We start from the raw sequence: 20,173 nt of genomic DNA on the forward strand, positions 1-20,173 counted from the left end.
CCCGCCCGCCCCCGGGCCCGTACCGGCCCGGACGGAACCCCTCCGCCCGGGCCGGTGCCCGCGTCCGCGCCGTACGCCGACGGCGCGGACACCCCCCGCCGCACCACCGGCGCACGCGCCCGCCACCGCCCGCTGTCACCGCCCCCAAGTAGGGTGGGCGGCATGGCAGACCCCAGCAGTTACCGACCCAAGCCGGGACAGATCCCCGACTCGCCCGGGGTCTACAGATTCCGTGACGAGCACCGCCGCGTGATCTACGTCGGCAAGGCCAAAAGCCTGCGCCAGCGCCTGTCCAGCTACTTCCAGGACCTGGCCAACCTCCACCCCCGTACGCGCACGATGGTCACCACCGCGGCCTCCGTCGAGTGGACGGTCGTCAGCACCGAGGTGGAGGCCCTCCAGCTCGAATACACCTGGATCAAGGAGTACGACCCGCGGTTCAACGTCAAGTACCGCGACGACAAGAGCTATCCGTACCTGGCCGTCACCCTCAACGAGGAATATCCGCGGGTGCGGGTCATGCGCGGCGCCAAGAAGAAGGGCGTGCGCTACTTCGGCCCGTACGGCCAGGCGTGGGCCATCCGCGAGACCGTCGACCTGATGCTCCGCGTCTTCCCCGTACGGACCTGCTCCGCCGGGGTCTTCAAGCGCTCCGCCCAGATCGGCCGCCCCTGCCTGCTCGGCTACATCGGCAAGTGCTCGGCCCCCTGCGTCGGCCGGGTCTCCCCCGAGGAGCACCGCGAACTGGCCGAGGAGTTCTGCGACTTCATGGCCGGACGTACGGGTGCGTACATCCGCCGCCTGGAGAAGTCCATGCAGGAGGCCGCCGAGGAGATGGAGTACGAGCGCGCCGCCCGGCTCCGTGACGACATAGACGCCCTGCGGCGTGCCATGGAGAAGAGCGCCGTGGTGCTCGCCGACGCCACCGACGCCGACCTGATCGCGCTCGCCGAGGACGAGCTGGAAGCGGCCGTGCAGATCTTCCACGTCCGCGGCGGCCGGGTGCGCGGCCAGCGCGGCTGGGTCACCGACAAGGTCGAGAACGTGGACACCGCGGCCCTCGTCGAGCATGCCCTCCAGCAGCTGTACGGGGAGGAGAGCGGCGACGCCGTGCCCAAGGAGGTGCTGGTCCCGGCGCTGCCCGACCCGGTCGAGCCGGTCCAGCAGTGGCTCACCGAGCGCCGCGGTTCGAACGTCTCGCTGCGCATCCCGCAGCGCGGCGACAAGAAGGACCTGATGGCCACGGTCCAGCGCAACGCCCAGCAGGCCCTGGCCCTGCACAAGACCAAGCGCGCCTCCGACCTGACCACCCGCTCCCGCGCCCTGGAGGAGATCGCCCAGGCCCTCGGCCTGGACTCGGTGCCGCTGCGCATCGAGTGCTTCGACATCTCCCACCTCCAGGGCGACGACGTGGTGGCCTCCATGGTCGTCTTCGAGGACGGCCTGGCCCGCAAGAGCGAGTACCGCCGCTTCCAGATCAAGTCCTTCGAGGGCCAGGACGACGTCCGCGCCATGCACGAGGTCATCGGGCGCCGCTTCCGCCGGTACCTCCAGGAGAAGCAGCAGACGGGGGAGTGGGATGAGGAGGTGCCCACGGGGGAGGGCGCCGGGGAGGACCCGCCCGTGACCACCGGCTCCGCCGGCGGGCCCGCGGCCACCGGTCCCATCGAAGAGCCCGTGTCCACCGGCCCCACCGACGAGGAGGGCCGCCCCAAGCGCTTCGCCTACCCGCCCCAGCTGGTCGTCGTGGACGGCGGCCAGCCGCAGGTCGCCGCCGCCCAGCGGGCCCTGTCCGAGCTGGGTATCGACGACGTCGCCGTATGCGGCCTGGCCAAGCGCCTCGAAGAGGTCTGGCTGCCCGACGAGGACGACCCGGTCGTGCTGCCCCGCAGCAGCGAGGGCCTCTACCTCCTCCAGCGCGTGCGTGACGAGGCCCACCGCTTCGCCATCGCCTACCAGCGCAACAAACGGGGCAAACGCCTCAGGTCCGGACCCCTGGACAGCATCCCCGGGCTCGGCGAGAGTCGCCGCCAGGCCCTGCTGAAGCACTTCGGCTCGGTGAAGCGGCTGCGCGCCGCCCGGGTCGAGGACATCTGCGAGGTGCCGGGCATCGGCCGCAAGACGGCCGAGACCATCGCGGCGGCGCTGGCCGGAGCGGCCCCGGCCGCCCCGGCGGTGAACACCGCCACAGGAGAGATCATTGAGGATGACGGGGCCGCACCGGCCGCGTTGTCATCGGAACGGGGGCTGGAACGATGAGCGGCAGTACAGAGCAGTACAGGCACGACCAGCGGGACGCGCGCGACACGCGCCCCCGCGAGACCGAGGAAGACGGTGCACAGGTGAGTACGGGCACGATGCGCGAGGCCGGCCAGGGCGAGAGCGCCGCCATCCCGGAGCTGGTGATCATCTCGGGCATGTCGGGGGCCGGCCGCAGCACGGCCGCCAAGTGCCTGGAGGACCTCGGCTGGTTCGTCGTCGACAACATCCCGCCCGAGCTGATCCCACCGATGGTGGAGCTGGGCGCCCGCTCGCAGGGCAACGTCGCCCGTATCGCCGTCGTCGTGGACGTCCGCGGCCGGCGCTTCTTCGACAACCTCAAGGAGTCCCTGGCCACCCTCGACGCGCAGAACGTCAAGCGCCGCATCGTCTTCCTGGAGTCCTCCGACGAGGCCCTGGTGCGCCGCTTCGAGTCGGTGCGCCGCCCGCACCCCCTCCAGGGCGACGGCCGCATCGTGGACGGCATCGCCGCCGAGCGCGACCTGCTGCGCGAGCTGCGCGGCGACGCCGACCTGGTCATCGACACCTCCAGCCTGAACGTCCACGAGCTGCGCGCCAAGATGGACGCCCAGTTCGCCGGCGAGGAGGTCCCCGAGCTGCGGGCCACGGTCATGTCCTTCGGCTTCAAGTACGGCCTGCCGGTCGACGCCGACATGGTCATCGACTGCCGCTTCATCCCCAACCCGCACTGGGTCCCCGAGCTGCGCCCCTACACCGGCCTGAACGACGAGGTCTCCGGCTACGTCTTCGGCCAGCCCGGCGCCAAGGAGTTCCTGGACGGCTACGCGGAGCTGCTGCGCATCGTCGCCGAGGGCTACCGCCGCGAGGGCAAGCGCTACGTCACCATCGCCGTCGGCTGTACGGGCGGCAAGCACCGCAGCGTCGCCATGTCCGAGAAGCTGGCCCACCGCCTGGTCTCCGAAGGCGTCGAGACCGTCGTCGTCCACCGGGACATGGGGCGCGAATGACCGCCCGTCCCCTGCGGCTGCGCCGGGTCCGCAAGCTGGTCCCGGGCAGCCGCTCCGGCAGGGGCGCCACGCCCAAGGTCGTGGCGCTCGGCGGCGGCATGGGCCTGTCCGCCTCGCTGGCCGCGCTGCGCCGGATCACCGGCGACCTGACCGCCGTCGTCACGGTCGCCGACGACGGCGGCTCCAGCGGGCGGCTGCGCGACGAGCTGGGCGTCCTGCCGCCCGGCGACCTGCGCAAGGCGCTGGCCGCGCTGTGCGGGGACGACGACTGGGGCCAGACCTGGTCCCGGGTGATCCAGCACCGCTTCACCAGCGAGGGCGAGCTGCACGATCACGCCGTCGGCAACCTCCTCATCGTCGCCCTGTGGGAACAGCTCGGCGACCACGTCCAGGCCCTGGACCTGGTCGGCAAGCTGCTCGGCGCGCACGGCCGGGTGCTGCCCATGTCCGCCGTACCGCTGGAGCTCCAGGCCCTGGTCAAGGGCCACGATGAGACCCGCCCGGACGACATCACCACCGTCCGCGGCCAGGCCACGGTCGCGCTCACCCCCGGCGAGGTGCAGTCCGTGCACGTCGTCCCCGAGGACCCGCCGGCCGTGCCCGAGGTCGTCGAGGCGGTCCGCGACGCGGACTGGGTGGTGCTCGGCCCCGGCTCCTGGTTCTCCTCCGTCATCCCGCACCTGCTCGTGCCCGAACTGCGCGAGGCGCTGGAGGAGACCAAGGCCCGCAAGGTCCTCTCGCTGAACCTGGCGCCCCAGCCGGGCGAAACCGATGGCTTTTCCCCGCAGCGTCATTTGGAGGTTTTGGCCCGACACGCCCCTAAACTCGCCTTCGACGTGGTGCTGGCCGACCGGGCCGCCGTGCCCGACACCGAAAGCCTGATCGTCGCTGCCAAGCAGCTCGTCGGCAGCGAGGTCGAGCTGGCGGCGGTCGCCGCGCCCGGCAGCCCCTGCGGCACGGCGGAGACCCACAAGGGAGCCGCCCGGCACGACCCGGAGCTGCTGGCCGCCGCGTACGACCGTATTTTTCGGATGCATGGAAGGATCGGCCCATGGCGATGACGGCAGCGGTGAAGGATGAAATCTCCCGGCTCCCCGTCACCCGGACCTGCTGCCGGAAGTCGGAGGTCTCGTCGATCCTGCGGTTCGCGGGTGGATTGCACCTGGTCAGCGGCCGCATCGTGATCGAGGCGGAGCTGGACACGGGCATCGCGGCCCGGCGGCTGCGCAAGGACATCCTGGAGATCTTCGGCCACTCCTCCGACCTGGTGGTGATGGCCCCCGGCGGCCTGCGGCGCGGCAGCCGCTACGTCGTACGGGTCGTCGCCGGCGGCGACCAGCTCGCCCGCCAGACCGGCCTGGTCGACGGCCGTGGCCGGCCCATCCGCGGCCTGCCCCCGCAGGTCGTCTCCGGGGCCACCTGCGACGCGGAGGCAGCCTGGCGCGGAGCCTTCCTCGCGCACGGCTCGCTCACCGAGCCCGGCCGCTCGTCCTCCCTGGAGGTCACCTGCCCCGGGCCCGAGGCGGCCCTCGCGCTGGTCGGCGCGGCCCGCCGGCTCGGCATCGGCGCCAAGGCCCGTGAGGTGCGCGGCGTGGACCGCGTCGTCGTCCGTGACGGTGACGCGATCGGCGCGCTGTTGACACGCCTGGGCGCCCACGAGTCCGTACTGGCCTGGGAGGAGCGGCGGATGCGCCGCGAGGTCCGCGCCACCGCCAACCGCCTCGCCAACTTCGACGACGCGAATCTGCGCCGTTCGGCGCGAGCCGCTGTCGCGGCGGGTGCCCGGGTTCAGCGCGCCCTGGAGATCCTCGGCGAAGAGGTCCCCGAGCACCTGGCCGCGGCCGGCCGACTGCGGATGGACCACAAGCAGGCCTCCCTGGAGGAACTGGGCGCCCTCGCCGACCCGCCCCTGACCAAGGACGCCGTCGCGGGCCGCATCCGCCGCCTCCTGGCCATGGCCGACAAGCGCGCCCAGGACCTGGGCATCCCCGGCACGGAGTCGAACCTGTCGGAGGAAATGGCGGACGGAATGGTCGGCTAACTGCATGCGCTTGGGCGCGCGCCTGGGCCGATAACCGCCGCCTGCCCGCGGCCGGGTACGGGTCCGGTCCTCCGGATTCCGTCCTGCGGCCCAGCCCCTCCCGCCGGTATGGCGACCATCGGCCGGTGGGGGCAGGCGTCCCCCCACCCACGCCGCCGCAGGCTGACACGTACAGGAGGGGTCGGGACCGGAGGACGGAGTCTGTAGGGCCCGGCACCGTCCCCCTGCCGGTAGCCGCCCGCCCGCAGCCGGGTACGGAGCCGGTCCTCCAGACTTCGTCCTACGGCCCAGCCCCTCCCGCCGGTATGGCGACCATCGGCCGGTGGGGGCAGGCGTCCCCCCACCCACGCCGCCGCAGACTGGCACGTACCGGAGGGGCCGGGACCGGAGGACGGAGTCTGTAGGGCCCGGCACCGTTCCCCTGCCGGTAGCCGCCCGCCCGCAGCCGGGTACGGGTCCGGTCCTCCGGACTTCGTCCTGCGGCCCAGCCCCTCCCGCCGGTATGGCGACCATCGGCCGGTGGGGGCAGGCGTCCCCCCACCCACGCCGCCGCAGACTGACACGTACAGGAGGGGCCGGGACCGGAGGACGAAGTCTGTAGGGCCCGGCACCGTCCCCCTGCCGGTAGCCGCCCGCCCGCAGCCGGGTACGGGCCCGGTCCTCCAGACTTCGTCCTACGGCCCAGCCCCTCCCGCCGTACGGCGACGAACTGCCGGTGGGGGCAGGCGTCCCCCCCCCACCCACGCCGCCGCAGACTGGCACGTACAGGAGGGGCCGGGACCGGAGGACGAAGTCTGGAGGGTCCGGCCCCGTTCCCCTGCCGGTAGCCGCCCGCTCGCAGCCGGGTACGGGCCCGGCCCTCCGGACTCCGTCCTGCGGCCCAGCCCCTCCCGCCGTACGGCGACGAACTGCCGGTGGGGGGCAGGCGTCCCCCCACCCACGCCGCGACAGCCGAACACGTACGGGAGGGCCCGGCCCCGCAGGACGAAGTCCGGAGGGGCCGGGCCCGCGCCGAATACATCGACGCGCCGCCACGGGCGGAAAACCGCATGCGGCCCACCGCAGCCAGCCCCTAGCCTGCGGCAAATGGATGCATTACGGATCAGACCGATGCGCGCGGACGATCTCGCGTCGGCGGAGCGGGCCTCGGCGCTGACGTTTCTCGACGCGGATCAGCTGGCCCGCAGGGCCCACGACCCGGAGCCCGAGCTGCGGCCCGCCGCTGCCGCTCGGCGATGGATCGACCGGATGCGCTACTACCTGGACGTCGACCCGGGCGGCTGCTGGATCGCGGTGGACCCGGACGCCGATACGGACACGGACGCCAGTACGGACACGGACGCCAACGGCGTCATCGGCTTCGCCGTCTCCCAGAACCGCGACAACCTCTGGTACCTCGCCACGTACGGCGTCCTCCCCGGCCACCAGGGCCGAGGCATCGGCAAGCGCCTGCTGGACGCGGCCCTCGCGCACGCCGACGGACGCCCCGGCATCTTCTCCTCCAGCGTCCACCCCGGCGCCACCCGCCGGTACCGGCTTGCCGGCTTCTCGCTCCACCCGCAGATGCAGATGGTGGGCACCGTAAACCGCTCCGCCCTCCCCGCGGTGGACGGCCTGCGGGACGGCGGCCCGGACGACTTCGCGTGGATGGACCGGCTGGACAGTGATCTGCGGGGCGCCGGACACGGCCCCGACCACGGCCGCCTGCTCTCCGCACACCGGCTGGCCGTCTCCCGCGACCGGTCCCGGCCGGGGTACGTCTACGTCGACGACCGGGGACGCCCCGTCCTGCTGGCCGCCGAGCGTGCCGAGACCGCACAGCGGCTGCTGTGGGAGGCCCTGGCCACGTCGTACGGGGACACCCTCGTCAACTGCATCACCACCCCCAACGAATGGGCGATCGATGTCGGTCTCGCCGCAGGACTCGCCATCAGCCAGGAGGGTTACATCGCCGTCCGGGGGATGCCCGTCCCGGCGCCCTACCTGGCGGCCGGCCACTTTCTGTGAGCCGTATGGAGCCTTCCCGCACCCCACCCCCTCCTCACCCGCCGTATTGACATGATCATGCAGCGTCACCAGTCTGGCGAGCGCCCATTCACGAGATGGACGACGGCAAGGGGGGCTCATGAGACGCAAGGCGAGATCCTTACTGGCGGCAGCGGCGCTGCTGCTGGGCGGGGTGGTGGCGGTGCCGGCCGCGCAGGCGCAGGCGCGGGACGGCGGGGGAGGGGGCCGGGACGCCATCGGGACCTGGACCGGCCAGGTCAGCGCGGCGCAGGTGCCGCTGTTGCTGAAGGCGGGCGTGGACGGTCACGAGATCGGCGCGCAGGTGCCGAAGACCGGCAAGGGCCAGGTCGAGGTGCAGCTGTCCGCCGCGCAGGCGGCCGGGCTGCGCAAGCAGGGGGTCCAGCTGACCCGCAAAATCGTTTCCGCGGAGACGCAGCGCAAGCTCAAGGCGCAGGGCGACCGGGTCTTCCGGCCGTACATGGGCGTCAACGGGCTGATGAAAGAGATGATCGACACCGCGCGGTTCAACCGGAAGCTGGCGAAGGTCGTCAGCATCGGGAAGACCGTCCGGGGCCACGACATCATGGCCCTGAAGCTCACCAAGGACGCCGACACCACCGAGGACGGCGCCAAGCCCGCGGTGCTGTACCTGTCCAACCAGCATGCCCGGGAGTGGATCACTCCCGAGATGACCCGCCGGCTGATGCAGTACTACCTGGCCGGGTACGGCAAGGACCCGCGGCTGACGAAGATCCTCGACACCACCGAGCTGTGGTTCGTGCTCTCCGCCAACCCCGACGGCTACGACTACACCTTCGAGAGCCCGCAGAACCGCATGTGGCGCAAGAACCTGCGGGACAACAACGGCGACGGCAAGATCACGCCGGGCGACGGCGTCGACCTCAACCGTAACTTCTCCTACAAGTGGGGCTACGACAACGAGGGTTCGTCCCCCAACCCGTCCAGCGAGACCTACCGAGGCCCGGCCGCCGCCTCCGAGCCGGAGACCAAGGCGCTGGACGCCTTCGAGAAGCGCATCGGCTTCCGATACGCCATCAACTACCACTCCGCCGCCGAGCTGATCCTCTACGGCGTCGGCTGGCAGGTCGCCACGCCCACCCCCGACGACGTCCTCTACCGGGCCCTGGCCGGCACCCCCGAGAAGTCCGCGATCCCCGGCTACCGCCCGCAGGTCTCCTCGGAGCTGTACACCACCAACGGCGAGGCCGACGGCCACGCGTCCAACGTCAACGGCATCCCCATGTTCACCCCGGAGATGTCCACCTGCCAGACCGCGTCGAACGCCGACCCCGACGACGAGTGGAACGCCGCCGACTGCCGGTCCGTCTTCACCTTCCCCGACTCCGAGAAGCTGATCCAGGCGGAGTTCGAGAAGAACATCCCCTTCGCGCTCTCCGTCGCCGAGAGCGCCCGGCGCCCGGACCAGCCCGTCTCGTCGGTGGGCCTGAAGGCGCCCGACTTCACCCCGCACGCCTTCACCACCTCGTACGCGCGTGGGGAGGAGCAGCAGGTCGCGGTCACTGCGCGCAAGTCCGTACGTGACAAGGAGCTCAACTACCGCGTCAACGGCGGGTCCCGGCACACCGAGGAACTCGAAGCCTGGAAGGGTGGCGAGGTCTACGGCGGCGAGGACAACATCCACTTCGACCAGTACCGGGCCGCCGTCGAAGGGGCCGATCCCGGCGACAAGGTGGAGGTGTGGTTCACCGGCCGTACCCGCGACGGCAAGGCCACCCGAAGCGAACCCTTCACCTACTCCGTCGCCGAGCGGCCCCGCGCCGACACCCTGGTCATCGCCGAGGAGGGCGGCACCGCCCCGGCGCAGCACACCGCCGCGTACACCAAGGCGCTCGCGGCCAACGGCCACCGCGCGGCCGTGTGGGACGTCGCCCGGCAGGGCACCCCGGACGCGCTCGGCGTGCTGAGCCACTTCGAGAACGTCGTCTGGTACACCGGCGCGGGCCGGCCCGGCGGCGCCACCCAGCTGGCCGTACGCGACTACCTCAACGAGGGCGGCAAGCTGCTCACCGCCGGTGAGCAGGCGGGCGGCAGCGCCGTGGTCGGCCGCGCGGTGAGCGACGACTTCGCCCAGTACTACCTGGGCGCCGGCAGCCGGATCTCACTGAAGTCGCCGCCCTCCTTCAAGGGCGACGGCAAGCTGGCCGGCACGGAGGCCAGGCTGGGCGACGCGCCCGGCAACCCGCTGGACGCCGCGGGCACCCACTCGGTCATCTCCGACGAGCTGCCACCCGCGACGTTCCCGCAGTTCGCGAGCGCCGCGGCCGGTACCTACCCGGGCGTACGGTCGCCGTTCCAGCCGTACGAGGGCGACTGGTTCGCCGCCGCGCAGCACCGCGACAACTCCTGGATGCGGCTGGCCCGGACCGTGGACCTGACGGGTGTGGCCGCGAGCGCCCGGCCCGCCCTCCAGTTCATGATCAGCCACGACACCGAGGCGGGCTACGACAACGCCGTCATCGAGGCGCACACCGTCGGCAAGGACGACTGGACCACCCTGCGTGACGCGAACGGCGGCACCGGCACCGACGTACCCGCCGACTGCGGCCAGGGCTACTACCTGACCACCCACCCCTTCCTCCAGCACTATCTGACCCGGACCGGCACCCAGTGCGGCAACACCGGCACGACCGGTGCGTGGAACCGCTTCACCGGCAGCTCGAACGGCTGGCGGCCGGTGTCCGTGGACCTGTCCGCCTACGCCGGGCAGCTGGTCGAGCTGGCGATCTCCTACGTCACCGACCCCGGAACCGGCGGCCGCGGCGTCTTCGTGGACAACACCAAGGTCACCACCGGCGCCGGCGGCGAGTCCCTGGAGGGCTTCGAGACCTCCCTCGGGCCCTGGGCGGTGCCCGGGCCGCCCGCCGGCAGCCCGCCCGCCACCGGCGACTGGACCCGTTCCAAGGAGCTGTTCCGTACGGCCGCCGCGATCACCACGCGCAACACCGTTCTGCTGGGCTTCGGCCTGGAGCACGTACAGACCGCCGCGGAACGGGCCGAACTGACCGGAGCGGCGCTCAAGGCGCTCGACGGCTGACCGCGCTCCTACTCTCTCGGCGAACAGGGCGGTCCGTGGCCCCAGAGTGGGCCCGGACCGCCCCTGTCAATGTCACGTACGTCTCGTATTGGGGGTAGGGTCGGAGGCGGTCGGGGACATCCCATACAGCTCGCCGGTGGTGAACCGGCGCACCAACGAGGAGATCGGTTCGTGACGATCCGCGTAGGCATCAACGGATTCGGCCGCATTGGTCGCAACTACTTCCGCGCGCTCCTGGAGCAGGGTGCGGACATCGAGATCGTCGGTGTCAACGACCTGACCGACAACGCCACCCTGGTTCACCTGCTGAAGTACGACTCCATCCTGGGTCGCCTGAAGCACGACGTCAGCCACACCGACGACACCATCACGGTCGGCAACCAGACCTTCAAGACGATGGCCGAGCGCGACCCCGCCAACCTGCCCTGGGGCGAGCTGGGCGCCGACATCGTCATCGAGTCGACCGGCATCTTCACCAAGAAGGCCGACGCCGAGAAGCACATCCAGGCCGGTGCCAAGAAGGTCCTGATCTCCGCGCCCGCCAAGGACGAGGACATCACGGTCGTGATGGGCGTCAACCAGGACAAGTACGACGCGGCCAACCACCACGTCATCTCCAACGCGTCCTGCACCACCAACTGCGTGGCGCCGATGGCCAAGGTTCTCGACGAGAACTTCGGCATCGTCAAGGGCCTGATGACCACGGTGCACGCGTACACCAACGACCAGCGCATCCTGGACTTCCCGCACAAGGACCTGCGCCGCGCCCGCGCCGCCGCGGAGAACATCATCCCGACCACGACCGGTGCCGCCAAGGCCACCGCGCTGGTCCTCCCGCAGCTGGAGGGCAAGCTGGACGGCATCGCCATGCGCGTCCCGGTCCCCACCGGCTCCGTGACCGACCTGGTCGTCGAGCTGGAGCGCGAGGTCACCAAGGACGAGATCAACGCCGCCTTCCAGAAGGCGGCCGAGGGCCAGCTCAAGGGCATCCTGGAGTACACCGAGGACCAGATCGTCTCCTCGGACATCGTCAACTGGCCGGCGTCCTGCACGTTCGACTCCTCCCTGACGATGGCGCAGGGCAAGAGCGTCAAGATCATCGGCTGGTACGACAATGAGTGGGGCTACTCCAACCGCCTGGTGGACCTGACCGTCTTCGTCGGCGGCCAGCTCTGACATCCGCCTGATCCAGGCCAGGGCACGTAGCTGTGCGGAAGGGGCTCGTAGGGCGCACCGAAGCGCCGTACGGGCCCCGTCCCATGACCGACCTACGCAACGGAGTCACTTCGCATGAAGACGATCGACGATCTCGCCCAGGAAGGGCTGTCCGGCAAGCGGGTCTTCGTCCGCGCCGACCTGAACGTGCCGCTGGACGGCACCACCATCACCGACGACGGCCGCATCCGCGCCGTCCAGCCGACGATCGCCAAGCTGGCCCAGCTCGGCGCCAAGGTGATCGTCGCCTCCCACCTGGGCCGTCCCAAGGGTGCCCCGGACCCGGCCTTCTCGCTGCGCCCCGCCGCCGAGCGGCTCGGTGAACTGATCGGCCGCGAGGTCGCCTTCGCCACCGACACCGTCGGCGAGTCCGCCCGCTCGGTGGTCGCCGGGCTCGGCGAGGGCGAGGTCGCCGTCCTGGAGAACCTGCGCTTCAACCCGGGCGAGACCAGCAAGGACGACGCCGAGCGCGGCGCCTTCGCGGACCAGCTCGCCGAGCTGGCGGACGTGTACGTGGGCGACGGCTTCGGCGCCGTGCACCGCAAGCACGCCTCCGTCTACGACCTGCCGGCCCGCCTGCCGCACGCCGCGGGCGACCTGATCGCCGCCGAGGTCACCGTCCTGAAGAAGCTCACCGAGGACGTCAAGCGCCCGTACGTGGTCGTGCTCGGCGGCGCCAAGGTCTCCGACAAGCTCGCCGTCATCGACGAGCTGCTCGGCAAGGCCGACCGGCTGCTGATCGGCGGCGGCATGGCGTACACCTTCCTCAAGGCCAAGGGCTACGAGGTCGGCATCTCCCTCCTCCAGGAGGACCAGATCCCGAAGGTGACCGAGTACATGGAGCGGGCGGCGGCGAACGGCGTCGAGCTGGTCCTGCCGGTCGACATCCTGGCCTCGGCGGACTTCCCCGACCTGAAGACGAAGGCGCCCGCCGACTTCGTCACGGTCGACGCCGACAGCATCCCCTCCGACAAGGAGGGCCTGGACATCGGCCCGAAGACCCGCGAGCTGTTCGCCTCGAAGATCGCCGACGCGGAGACCGTCTTCTGGAACGGACCCGTAGGTGTCGCCGAGCACCCGGACTACGCGGGCGGCACCACCGCCATCGCGCGGGCCCTGCTGAACTGCGACGGCTTCACCGTCGTCGGCGGCGGCGACTCGGCCGCCGCCGTGCGCTCGCTCGGCTTCGACGAGAATGCTTTCGGCCACATTTCGACCGGTGGCGGCGCCAGCCTCGAATACCTCGAAGGCAAGACGCTCCCCGGCCTCGCCGCTCTGGAGGACTGAAGAACCGTGACTGACCGTACCCCGCTGATGGCGGGCAACTGGAAGATGAACCTCAACCACCTCGAGGCCATCGCGCACGTCCAGAAGCTCGCCTTCGCACTCGCCGACAAGGACTACGAGGCCACCGAGGTCGCGGTCCTGGCCCCCTTCACCGACCTGCGCTCGGTGCAGACGCTGGTCGACGGCGACAAGCTCAAGATCAAGTACGGCGCCCAGGACATCTCGGCGCACGAGTCCGGCGCGTACACCGGTGAGATCTCCGGCAGCATGCTCGCCAAGCTCAAGTGCAGCTACGTGGCCGTCGGCCACAGCGAGCGCCGCCAGTACCACGGCGAGACCGAGGAGATCTGCAACGCCAAGGTCAAGGCGGCCTTCGCGAACGGCCTCACCCCGATCCTGTGCGTCGGCGAGGGCCTGGACGTCCGCAAGGCCGGCAACCAGGTCGAGTACACCCTCGCCCAGCTCGACGGCGGCCTGAAGGACGTCCCGGCCGAGCAGGCCGAGACCATCGTCATCGCCTACGAGCCGGTGTGGGCCATCGGCACCGGCGAGGTCGCCACGCCCGAGGACGCGCAGGAGGTCTGCGGCGCGATCCGCCGCCGCCTGGCCGAGCTGTACAGCCAGGAGCTGGCCGACAAGGTCCGCATCCAGTACGGCGGCTCGGTCAAGTCCGGCAACGTCGCCGCGATCATGGCGCAGCCGGACGTGGACGGCGCCCTGGTCGGCGGCGCGGCGCTGGACGTGGACGAGTTCGTCAAGATCGTCCGCTTCCGCGACCAGTAGCGGCTATGACGACGGGCCCGGCCCGTCGTACCCTGTCGGGGCCGGGCCCGGCGTCCTGTGCGCCGCCCGGCCCCGTACCATTCGATCTTCTTAGGTACGTCCCGTCCGTCAGTCCTAGAGAGTTGGTCCAGCCGTGGTCATCGGGTTCTCGGTAGCCCTCATCGTCTTCAGCCTGCTGCTGATGATGCTGGTGCTCATGCACAAGGGGAAGGGCGGCGGCCTGTCCGACATGTTCGGCGGCGGCATGCAGTCCTCGGTCGGCGGCTCCTCCGTCGCGGAGCGGAACCTGGACCGCATCACCATCGTCATCGCCCTGCTCTGGTTCGCCTGCATCGTCGCGCTGGGCGTCCTGATGAAGCTGGACAGCTGACACGGTGTCGGGGACGCGGCCTATCATGAGGGCGGCGTCCTCGGTGGGGGTGTAACTCCTGTCACTGGACGCGCGTTGGGCCTTACGTAGACTGGGGCGCTCCGCAGCGCGACTGCTGTTCGATGCTTCGCAGCACCATTACGCAGGGAGTTACAACCGTGGCAAGTGGCAACGCGATCCGAGGGAGTCGGGTCGGGGCGGGGCCGATGGGGGAGGCGGAGCGGGGCGAGTCCGCGCCGCGCATCCGCATCTCCTTCTGGTGCTCGAACGGGCACGAGACTCAGCCCAGCTTCGCCGGTGACGCGCAGATTCCGGACACCTGGGACTGCCCGCGCTGCGGCTTCCCGGCAGGCAAGGACCGGGACAACCCGCCGGACCCGCCGCGCACCGAACCGTACAAGACGCACCTCGCGTACGTCCGCGAGCGCCGCAGCGACGCCGATGGCGAGGCGATCCTCGCGGAGGCGCTCGCCAAGCTCCGCGGAGAGATCTGACGGACCAGCACACGACGGCCGGCCCGGCCGGAGGGAACGCCCCCTCCGGCCGGGCCGTCCGCGTGTCCGGCCTGCGGTGGGACCGGTCGCGTACCGTTCAGAGGTGCCGAAACGGTTTCTCGGGGCAGCCGACAGCGGGGGGACACCTCATCCCGCACCCTGATCAATTAGGTTGGGAGTCGGCGGGGCCGGTACGAGAAGAAGAAGGCTGATGTCCGAGATGAACGCAGAGGGCCGCAGGCTCGACCAGACGGCCGAGTGGACCGCGCTGAGCAAGCACCGGGAGCAGCTGGGGGAGGTGCGGCTGCGCGACCTGTTCGACCAGGACCCGGACCGCGCCGGACGCTACACCCTCCAGGTCGGTGACCTGCACCTGGACTACTCCAAGCACCTGGTCACCGACGAGACGCTGCGCCTGCTGCGCGAGCTGGCCGCGGCCCGGGGCGTGGCGGAGCTGCGCGACGCGATGTTCCGCGGCGAGAAGATCAACGTGACCGAGGACCGGGCAGTGCTGCACACCGCGCTGCGCGCCCCCGAGTCCGCCTCGGTCGAGGTCGACGGCGCGAACGTCATGCAGGGCGTCCACCAGGTGCTGCGCAAGATGCAGATCTTCACCGACCGGGTGCGCTCGGGCGAGTGGAAGGGCCACACCGGCAAGCGGATCAAGACGGTCGTCAACATCGGCATCGGCGGCTCGGACCTGGGCCCGGCGATGGCGTACGAGGCGCTGCGCGCCTACACCCACCGCGACATGCAGTTCCGCTTCGTCTCCAACGTGGACGGCGCCGACCTGCACGAGGCCGTCCGCGATCTCGACCCCGCGGAAACCCTCTTCATCGTCGCCTCGAAGACCTTCACCACCATCGAGACGATCACCAACGCGACCTCGGCCCGCAACTGGCTGCTGACCGGCCTGCGGGCCGGCGAGGACGCGGTGGCCAAGCACTTCGTCGCGCTGTCGACCAACGCCGAGAAGGTCGCGGACTTCGGCATCGACACCGACAACATGTTCGAGTTCTGGGACTGGGTCGGCGGGCGCTACTCCTTCGACTCCGCGATCGGCCTGTCCCTCATGCTGGCGATCGGCCCCGAGCGGTTCCGCGAGATGCTGGCCGGCTTCCACCTCGTCGACGAGCACTTCCGCTGCGCGCCCGCCGAGGAGAACGTCCCGCTTCTGCTCGGCCTGCTCGGCATCTGGTACGGCAACTTCTGGGACGCGCAGTCGCACGCGGTGCTCCCGTACAGCCACTACCTCTCCAAGTTCACCGCGTACCTCCAGCAGCTGGACATGGAGTCCAACGGCAAGTCCGTGACCCGCGACGGCAACCCCGTGCACTGGCAGACCGGCCCCGTCGTCTGGGGCACGCCCGGCACCAACGGCCAGCACGCGTACTACCAGCTCCTCCACCAGGGCACGAAGCTCATCCCCGCGGACCTCATCGGCTTCGCCAACCCGGTCGAGGACCTCCAGCCCGGCCTGGTGGCCCAGCACGACCTGCTGATGGCCAACCTCTTCGCGCAGGGCCAGGCGCTGGCCTTCGGCAAGACCCCCGACGAGGTCAGGGCCGAGGGCGTCCCCGAGGAACTGGTCACGCACAAGACCTTCCAGGGCAACCGCCCCACCACCACGATCCTGGCCAAGGAACTCACCCCCTCCGTACTGGGCCAGCTCATCGCCCTGTACGAGCACAAGGTCTTCGTCCAGGGCGCGGTCTGGAACATCGACTCCTTCGACCAGTGGGGCGTCGAACTCGGCAAGGTCCTGGCGAAGCGGGTCGAGCCCGCGCTGACCGAGGGCGCGGAGGTCGAGGGGCTGGACGCCTCGACGAAGTCTCTGGTGGCCACGTACCGCGAGATGCGGGGCCGCTGATGGCGGCGGACGAGGTGGTCCCGGCGTTCCTGGACCTGCTGACCCCGGAGAACCGGGCGTGGCTCCAGGCCCGCCCGGAGGCCGAGCAGCAAGAGGTGGCGACCCGTCACCTGGAGGTCGTACAGGGCGACAAGGAGCACGGCCTGGGCACCTACGACACCCACGACACGGAGGTCGAGGGCGTAGCGGTCGGCGACCTCCAGGACCCCGGGCACCTCGCCAATGCGATGGTCCGTCAGGAGCGCGAGCGGTCGTGATCGGCTGAGGCCCGCCACCGGCCGCCGAAACCCTCGCGCGATACGACAACGGCCCCGCTCCCACCAAGGGAACGGGGCCGTTTGCTGTGCTCAGGCGGAAGCCGGCGGGTACAACCCCCGCGGCAACTGCGAAGCAGCCGCCTCGTCCAGCAGCCACAGCGTGCGGCTGCGGCCGTACGCGCCCGCGGCCGGGGCCTGGATCTCTCCGGCGCCGGACAGCGCCATCGCCGTGGCCTTCGCCTTGTCCTCGCCCGCCGCGAGCAGCCAGACCTCGCGGGCCGCCCGGATGGCGGGCAGGGTCAGGGAGAGCCGGGTGGGCGGCGGCTTGGGGGCGCCGTGGACGGCGACGACCGTGCGCTCCGTCTCCCGTACGGCGGGCAGCTCCGGGAAGAGCGACGCCACGTGCGTGTCCGGGCCGACGCCCAGCAGGAGGACGTCGAAGGACGGCACGGGGCCGTGGTCCTCCGGGCCCGCCGCGGCGGACAGTTCGATCGCGTACGCCTCGGCCGCCGCGTCCGCGTCGTTGCCGTACGGACCGTTGGACGGGGCCATCACGTGCACCCGGGCCGGGTCCACGGGAACGCTGTCCAGCAGGGCCTCCCGGGCCTGCGTGTGGTTGCGCTCCGGGGCGCCGTCCGGCAGGAACCGTTCGTCGCCCCACCACAGGTCCAGCCGGCCCCAGTCCACTGCGTCCCGGGCGGGCGCCTCGGCCAGGGCCGCGAGCAGCCCGTTGCCGTTGCGGCCGCCCGTCAGGACGACGGAGGCCGAGCCGCGGGCCGCCTGTGCGTCCACGATCTTCGTGATCAGCCGGGCCGCCGCGGCCTTGGCCATCAGCTCCTTGTCCCGGTGGACGACGACCTGCGGCGCGCTCACTCGGAAGCCGCCTTCGAGTCCGGCTTCGAGTCCGCCTTCGATGCCGTCTTCTTGGAGGCGGACTTCTTGGCGGGGGCCTTGGCCTTGGGCTCCGAGGACTTGGCCTCCGTATCCGCCGCCTCCGTCGCGTCAGCGGGAACGGCATCCGGCACGTCGGAGGACTCCGCCGCCTTCGCCGCCAGCGGGGTCTGCGCCCGCTGAGGCTCGCCGATCCGGTCCACGCCGTACTTCAGCGCCGACGCGTACGTGTCGTCCGGGTCGAGCCGCCGCAGCTCCTCCGCCAGCAGCTCCGCCGTCTCGCGCCGCTTGAGCGCGACATTGCGGTCCGGCTGGCCCTGCATGGCGAGCGTGGCCAGCGAGCCGTCCGCGCGGTCCAGTGCGACCGGGCCGCAGTCCGTCTCCATGCGGACCGCCGTCAGGCCGGGGCCCGCCGACAGCAGGCGCCGGACCGGTACGTTCAGCCGGTCCGCGAGCCACATGGCGAGCAGTTCGACGCTCGGGTTGAACTCCTCGCCCTCGACCTCGACCTCGGCCACCTTGCACGGCAGCTGGTCGAGCGCCGCGGCCAGCATCGAGCGCCAGGGCGTGATGCGGGTCCAGGACAGGTCCGTGTCGCCGGGGGAGTACGCATCGGCGCGCTCGGCCAGCTCCCGGAGCGGGTTCTCGGCGGTGTACATGTCGGTGACGCGCCGCTGCGCGAGCGCGCCGAGTGGGTCGCGGGCCGCGTCCACCGGCGCGTTGACCGGCCACCACACGACGACCGGCGCGTCCGGCAGCAGCAGCGGCAGCACCACGGACTGGGCGTGGTTGATGGCCTCGCCGTACAGCCGCAGCACGACCGTCTCGCCGGTGCCGGCGTCCGCGCCGACGCGGACCTCGGCGTCCAGGCGCGCCTTGGCGCGGTCGCGGGGCGACCGGCTGACGCGCTTGATGACGACGAGGGTGCGCGAGGGGTGCTCGCGGGACGCCTCGTTGGCGGCCTTCAGGGCGTCGTAGGCGTTCTCCTCGTCGGTGACGATGACGAGGGTGAGCACCATGCCGATGGCGGGGGTACCGATGGTACGACGGCCCTGGACCAGCGCCTTGTTGACCTTGCTGGCCGTGGTCTCCGTCAGATCGATCTTCATGGCCGACGCCAGCTCCGTCCGTCTCGTGCGAGCATTTCGTCCGCCTCGTCCGGTCCCCACGTCCCGGCCGGGTACTGCGCGGGCTTGCCGTGCTCGTCCCAGTACTCCTCGATCGGGTCGAGAATCCGCCAGGACTGCTCGACCTCCTCGACGCGCGGGAAGAGGTTGGCGTCACCGAGCAGCACGTCCAGGATCAGACGCTCGTACGCCTCCGGGCTGGACTCGGTGAAGGACTCGCCGTACGCGAAGTCCATCGAGACGTCCCGCACCTCCATGGAGGTGCCGGGTACCTTCGAGCCGAACCGCATCGTGACGCCCTCGTCCGGCTGGACGCGGATGACCAGGGCGTTGGCGCCCAGTTCTTCGGTGGCGGTGTGGTCGAAGGGGGAGTGCGGCGCGCGCTGGAAGACGACCGCGATCTCGGTGACGCGGCGGCCCAGGCGCTTGCCGGTGCGCAGGTAGAAGGGGACGCCCGCCCAGCGGCGGTTGTCGACCTCCAGCTTGACCGCGGCGTAGGTGTCGGTACGGGAGTTGGGGTCGATGCCCTCTTCCTCCAGGTAGCCGACGACCTTCTCGCCGCCCTGCCAGCCGGCCGCGTACTGGGCGCGCACCGTCTCCTTGCCCAGGTCGGCGGGGAGCCGTACGGCGCCGAGGACCTTGGTCTTCTCGGCGACCAGCGCGTCCGCGTCGAAGGAGGCGGGCTCCTCCATGGCGGTCAGCGCGAGCAGCTGGAGCAGGTGGTTCTGGATGACGTCGCGCGCGGCGCCGATGCCGTCGTAGTACCCGGCGCGGCCGCCGATGCCGATGTCCTCGGCCATCGTGATCTGCACGTGGTCGACGTAGGACCGGTTCCACAGCGGCTCGAACAGCGTGTTGGCGAACCGCAGCGCCAGGATGTTCTGGACGGTCTCCTTGCCCAGGTAGTGGTCGATCCGGAAGACCGACTCGGGCGGGAAGACCTCGTGGACGATCCGGTTCAGTTCCTTGGCGCTGGCCAGGTCGTGGCCGAAGGGCTTCTCGATGACGGCGCGGCGCCAGCAGTCGCCCTGCTGGTCGGCCAGGCCGTGCTTCTTGAGCTGCTGGACGACGGTGGGGAAGAACTTGGGCGGCACGGACAGGTAGAAGGCGAAGTTGCCGCCGGTGCCCTGTGCCTTGTCGAGCTCCTCGATGGTCTTCTTGAGGGTCTCGAAGGCCTCGTCGTCGTCGAAGTTGCCCTGGACGAACCGGCAGCCCTGGACGAGCTGCTGCCAGACCTCTTCGCGGAACGGCGTACGGGAGTGCTGCTTGACGGCCTCGTACACCTCCTGCGCGAAGTCCTGGTGCTCCCACTCGCGGCGGGCGAACCCGATGAGGGAGAAGCCCGGCGGCAGCAGCCCGCGATTGGCCAGGTCGTAGACAGCAGGCATCAGCTTTTTACGGGACAAATCGCCCGTGACGCCGAAGATGACCAGGCCCGACGGCCCCGCGATACGCGGGAGCCGTCGGTCCGCGGCGTCACGCAGCGGATTGCTGCTGGACAAGGTGG

General features: G+C 71.0%; 16 protein-coding genes. 13 read left to right on the top strand and 3 right to left on the bottom strand.

What is annotated here, in order from left to right; all coding sequences use genetic code 11:
- The first annotated feature begins 162 nt into the window (after nucleotides 1-162).
- The 13 genes from uvrC (at nucleotide 163) to IH45_RS0120915 (ending at nucleotide 16,648) form a co-directional block, all read left to right on the top strand.
- Nucleotides 163-2,259 carry an excinuclease ABC subunit UvrC gene (gene uvrC / locus IH45_RS0120855; protein WP_030670365.1) on the top strand — a complete coding sequence of 699 codons (2,097 nt, stop codon included), beginning with the start codon at nucleotides 163-165 and terminating at the stop codon, nucleotides 2,257-2,259.
- A gap of 98 nt (nucleotides 2,260-2,357) precedes the next feature.
- Nucleotides 2,358-3,248 carry an RNase adapter RapZ gene (rapZ, locus tag IH45_RS0120860; RefSeq protein ID WP_050498867.1) on the top strand — a complete coding sequence of 297 codons (891 nt, stop codon included), beginning with the start codon at nucleotides 2,358-2,360 and terminating at the stop codon, nucleotides 3,246-3,248.
- The gene (locus tag IH45_RS0120865; protein WP_030670368.1) at nucleotides 3,245-4,309 is read left to right on the top strand and encodes a gluconeogenesis factor YvcK family protein; all 1,065 of its coding nucleotides are present in this window, start codon (nucleotides 3,245-3,247) and stop codon (nucleotides 4,307-4,309) included. Before rapZ ends, IH45_RS0120865 begins: the two co-directional genes overlap by 4 nt.
- Nucleotides 4,300-5,289 carry a DNA-binding protein WhiA gene (gene whiA / locus IH45_RS0120870; RefSeq protein ID WP_003987139.1) on the top strand — a complete coding sequence of 330 codons (990 nt, stop codon included), beginning with the start codon at nucleotides 4,300-4,302 and terminating at the stop codon, nucleotides 5,287-5,289. The genes IH45_RS0120865 and whiA overlap by 10 nt, the downstream gene beginning before the upstream one ends.
- Nucleotides 5,290-6,375: 1,086 nt before the next feature.
- Nucleotides 6,376-7,296: a GNAT family N-acetyltransferase gene (locus IH45_RS0120875; protein WP_030670371.1), complete on the top strand. Its 921-nt coding sequence runs from the start codon at nucleotides 6,376-6,378 to the stop codon at nucleotides 7,294-7,296.
- A gap of 118 nt (nucleotides 7,297-7,414) precedes the next feature.
- A complete protein-coding gene (locus IH45_RS0120880; protein WP_030670374.1) occupies nucleotides 7,415-10,372 on the top strand; it encodes a M14 family metallopeptidase in 2,958 nt (985 codons plus the stop codon).
- Nucleotides 10,373-10,543: 171 nt separating this feature from the next.
- Nucleotides 10,544-11,548, top strand: coding sequence for a type I glyceraldehyde-3-phosphate dehydrogenase (gap, locus tag IH45_RS0120885; protein WP_030670377.1), 1,005 nt, complete (start codon nucleotides 10,544-10,546; stop codon nucleotides 11,546-11,548).
- Nucleotides 11,549-11,662: 114 nt separating this feature from the next.
- Complete coding sequence (locus IH45_RS0120890) at nucleotides 11,663-12,874, top strand: phosphoglycerate kinase (RefSeq protein WP_030670379.1); 1,212 nt, start codon at nucleotides 11,663-11,665, stop codon at nucleotides 12,872-12,874.
- Between the two features lie 6 nt (nucleotides 12,875-12,880).
- Complete coding sequence (tpiA, locus tag IH45_RS0120895) at nucleotides 12,881-13,657, top strand: triose-phosphate isomerase (protein WP_030670381.1); 777 nt, start codon at nucleotides 12,881-12,883, stop codon at nucleotides 13,655-13,657.
- A gap of 133 nt (nucleotides 13,658-13,790) precedes the next feature.
- The gene (gene secG, locus IH45_RS0120900; RefSeq protein ID WP_030670383.1) at nucleotides 13,791-14,027 is read left to right on the top strand and encodes a preprotein translocase subunit SecG; all 237 of its coding nucleotides are present in this window, start codon (nucleotides 13,791-13,793) and stop codon (nucleotides 14,025-14,027) included.
- Between the two features lie 158 nt (nucleotides 14,028-14,185).
- Nucleotides 14,186-14,521: an RNA polymerase-binding protein RbpA gene (locus IH45_RS0120905; RefSeq protein ID WP_003986538.1), complete on the top strand. Its 336-nt coding sequence runs from the start codon at nucleotides 14,186-14,188 to the stop codon at nucleotides 14,519-14,521.
- A 220-nt stretch (nucleotides 14,522-14,741) separates the two neighbouring features.
- Nucleotides 14,742-16,391, top strand: coding sequence for a glucose-6-phosphate isomerase (pgi, locus tag IH45_RS0120910; protein WP_030670385.1), 1,650 nt, complete (start codon nucleotides 14,742-14,744; stop codon nucleotides 16,389-16,391).
- Nucleotides 16,391-16,648, top strand: a complete 258-nt coding sequence (locus IH45_RS0120915; protein WP_030670388.1) for a hypothetical protein — start codon at nucleotides 16,391-16,393, stop codon at nucleotides 16,646-16,648. Before pgi ends, IH45_RS0120915 begins: the two co-directional genes overlap by 1 nt.
- Nucleotides 16,649-16,738: 90 nt before the next feature.
- Here IH45_RS0120915 and pgl read toward each other — a convergent pair whose 3' ends face one another.
- From pgl to zwf, 3 genes are read right to left on the bottom strand one after another with little or no spacing between them, the layout of a single operon-like run.
- The gene (pgl, locus tag IH45_RS0120920; protein WP_030670389.1) at nucleotides 16,739-17,521 is read right to left on the bottom strand and encodes a 6-phosphogluconolactonase; all 783 of its coding nucleotides are present in this window, start codon (nucleotides 17,519-17,521) and stop codon (nucleotides 16,739-16,741) included.
- Nucleotides 17,518-18,648 (bottom strand): glucose-6-phosphate dehydrogenase assembly protein OpcA, encoded by a 1,131-nt coding sequence (gene opcA, locus IH45_RS0120925; RefSeq protein WP_030670392.1) that lies wholly within the window; start codon nucleotides 18,646-18,648, stop codon nucleotides 17,518-17,520. Before opcA ends, pgl begins: the two co-directional genes overlap by 4 nt.
- Nucleotides 18,645-20,168 (bottom strand): glucose-6-phosphate dehydrogenase, encoded by a 1,524-nt coding sequence (gene zwf, locus IH45_RS0120930; protein WP_030670394.1) that lies wholly within the window; start codon nucleotides 20,166-20,168, stop codon nucleotides 18,645-18,647. Before zwf ends, opcA begins: the two co-directional genes overlap by 4 nt.
- Nucleotides 20,169-20,173 lie beyond the last annotated feature (5 nt).

The sequence above is a fragment of the Streptomyces rimosus subsp. rimosus genome, from assembly GCF_000720725.1.
GTDB lineage: Bacteria > Actinomycetota > Actinomycetes > Streptomycetales > Streptomycetaceae > Streptomyces > Streptomyces rimosus_A.

Coding starts and splice junctions, on each gene's coding strand:
- uvrC (WP_030670365.1), top strand. CDS start 163: ATGGCAGACCCCAGCAGTTACCGACCCAAGCCGGGACAGATCCCCGAC.
- rapZ (WP_050498867.1), top strand. CDS start 2,358: ATGCGCGAGGCCGGCCAGGGCGAGAGCGCCGCCATCCCGGAGCTGGTG.
- IH45_RS0120865 (WP_030670368.1), top strand. CDS start 3,245: ATGACCGCCCGTCCCCTGCGGCTGCGCCGGGTCCGCAAGCTGGTCCCG.
- whiA (WP_003987139.1), top strand. CDS start 4,300: ATGGCGATGACGGCAGCGGTGAAGGATGAAATCTCCCGGCTCCCCGTC.
- IH45_RS0120875 (WP_030670371.1), top strand. CDS start 6,376: ATGGATGCATTACGGATCAGACCGATGCGCGCGGACGATCTCGCGTCG.
- IH45_RS0120880 (WP_030670374.1), top strand. CDS start 7,415: ATGAGACGCAAGGCGAGATCCTTACTGGCGGCAGCGGCGCTGCTGCTG.
- IH45_RS0120890 (WP_030670379.1), top strand. CDS start 11,663: ATGAAGACGATCGACGATCTCGCCCAGGAAGGGCTGTCCGGCAAGCGG.
- pgi (WP_030670385.1), top strand. CDS start 14,742: ATGAACGCAGAGGGCCGCAGGCTCGACCAGACGGCCGAGTGGACCGCG.
- IH45_RS0120915 (WP_030670388.1), top strand. CDS start 16,391: ATGGCGGCGGACGAGGTGGTCCCGGCGTTCCTGGACCTGCTGACCCCG.
- opcA (WP_030670392.1), bottom strand. CDS start 18,648: ATGAAGATCGATCTGACGGAGACCACGGCCAGCAAGGTCAACAAGGCG.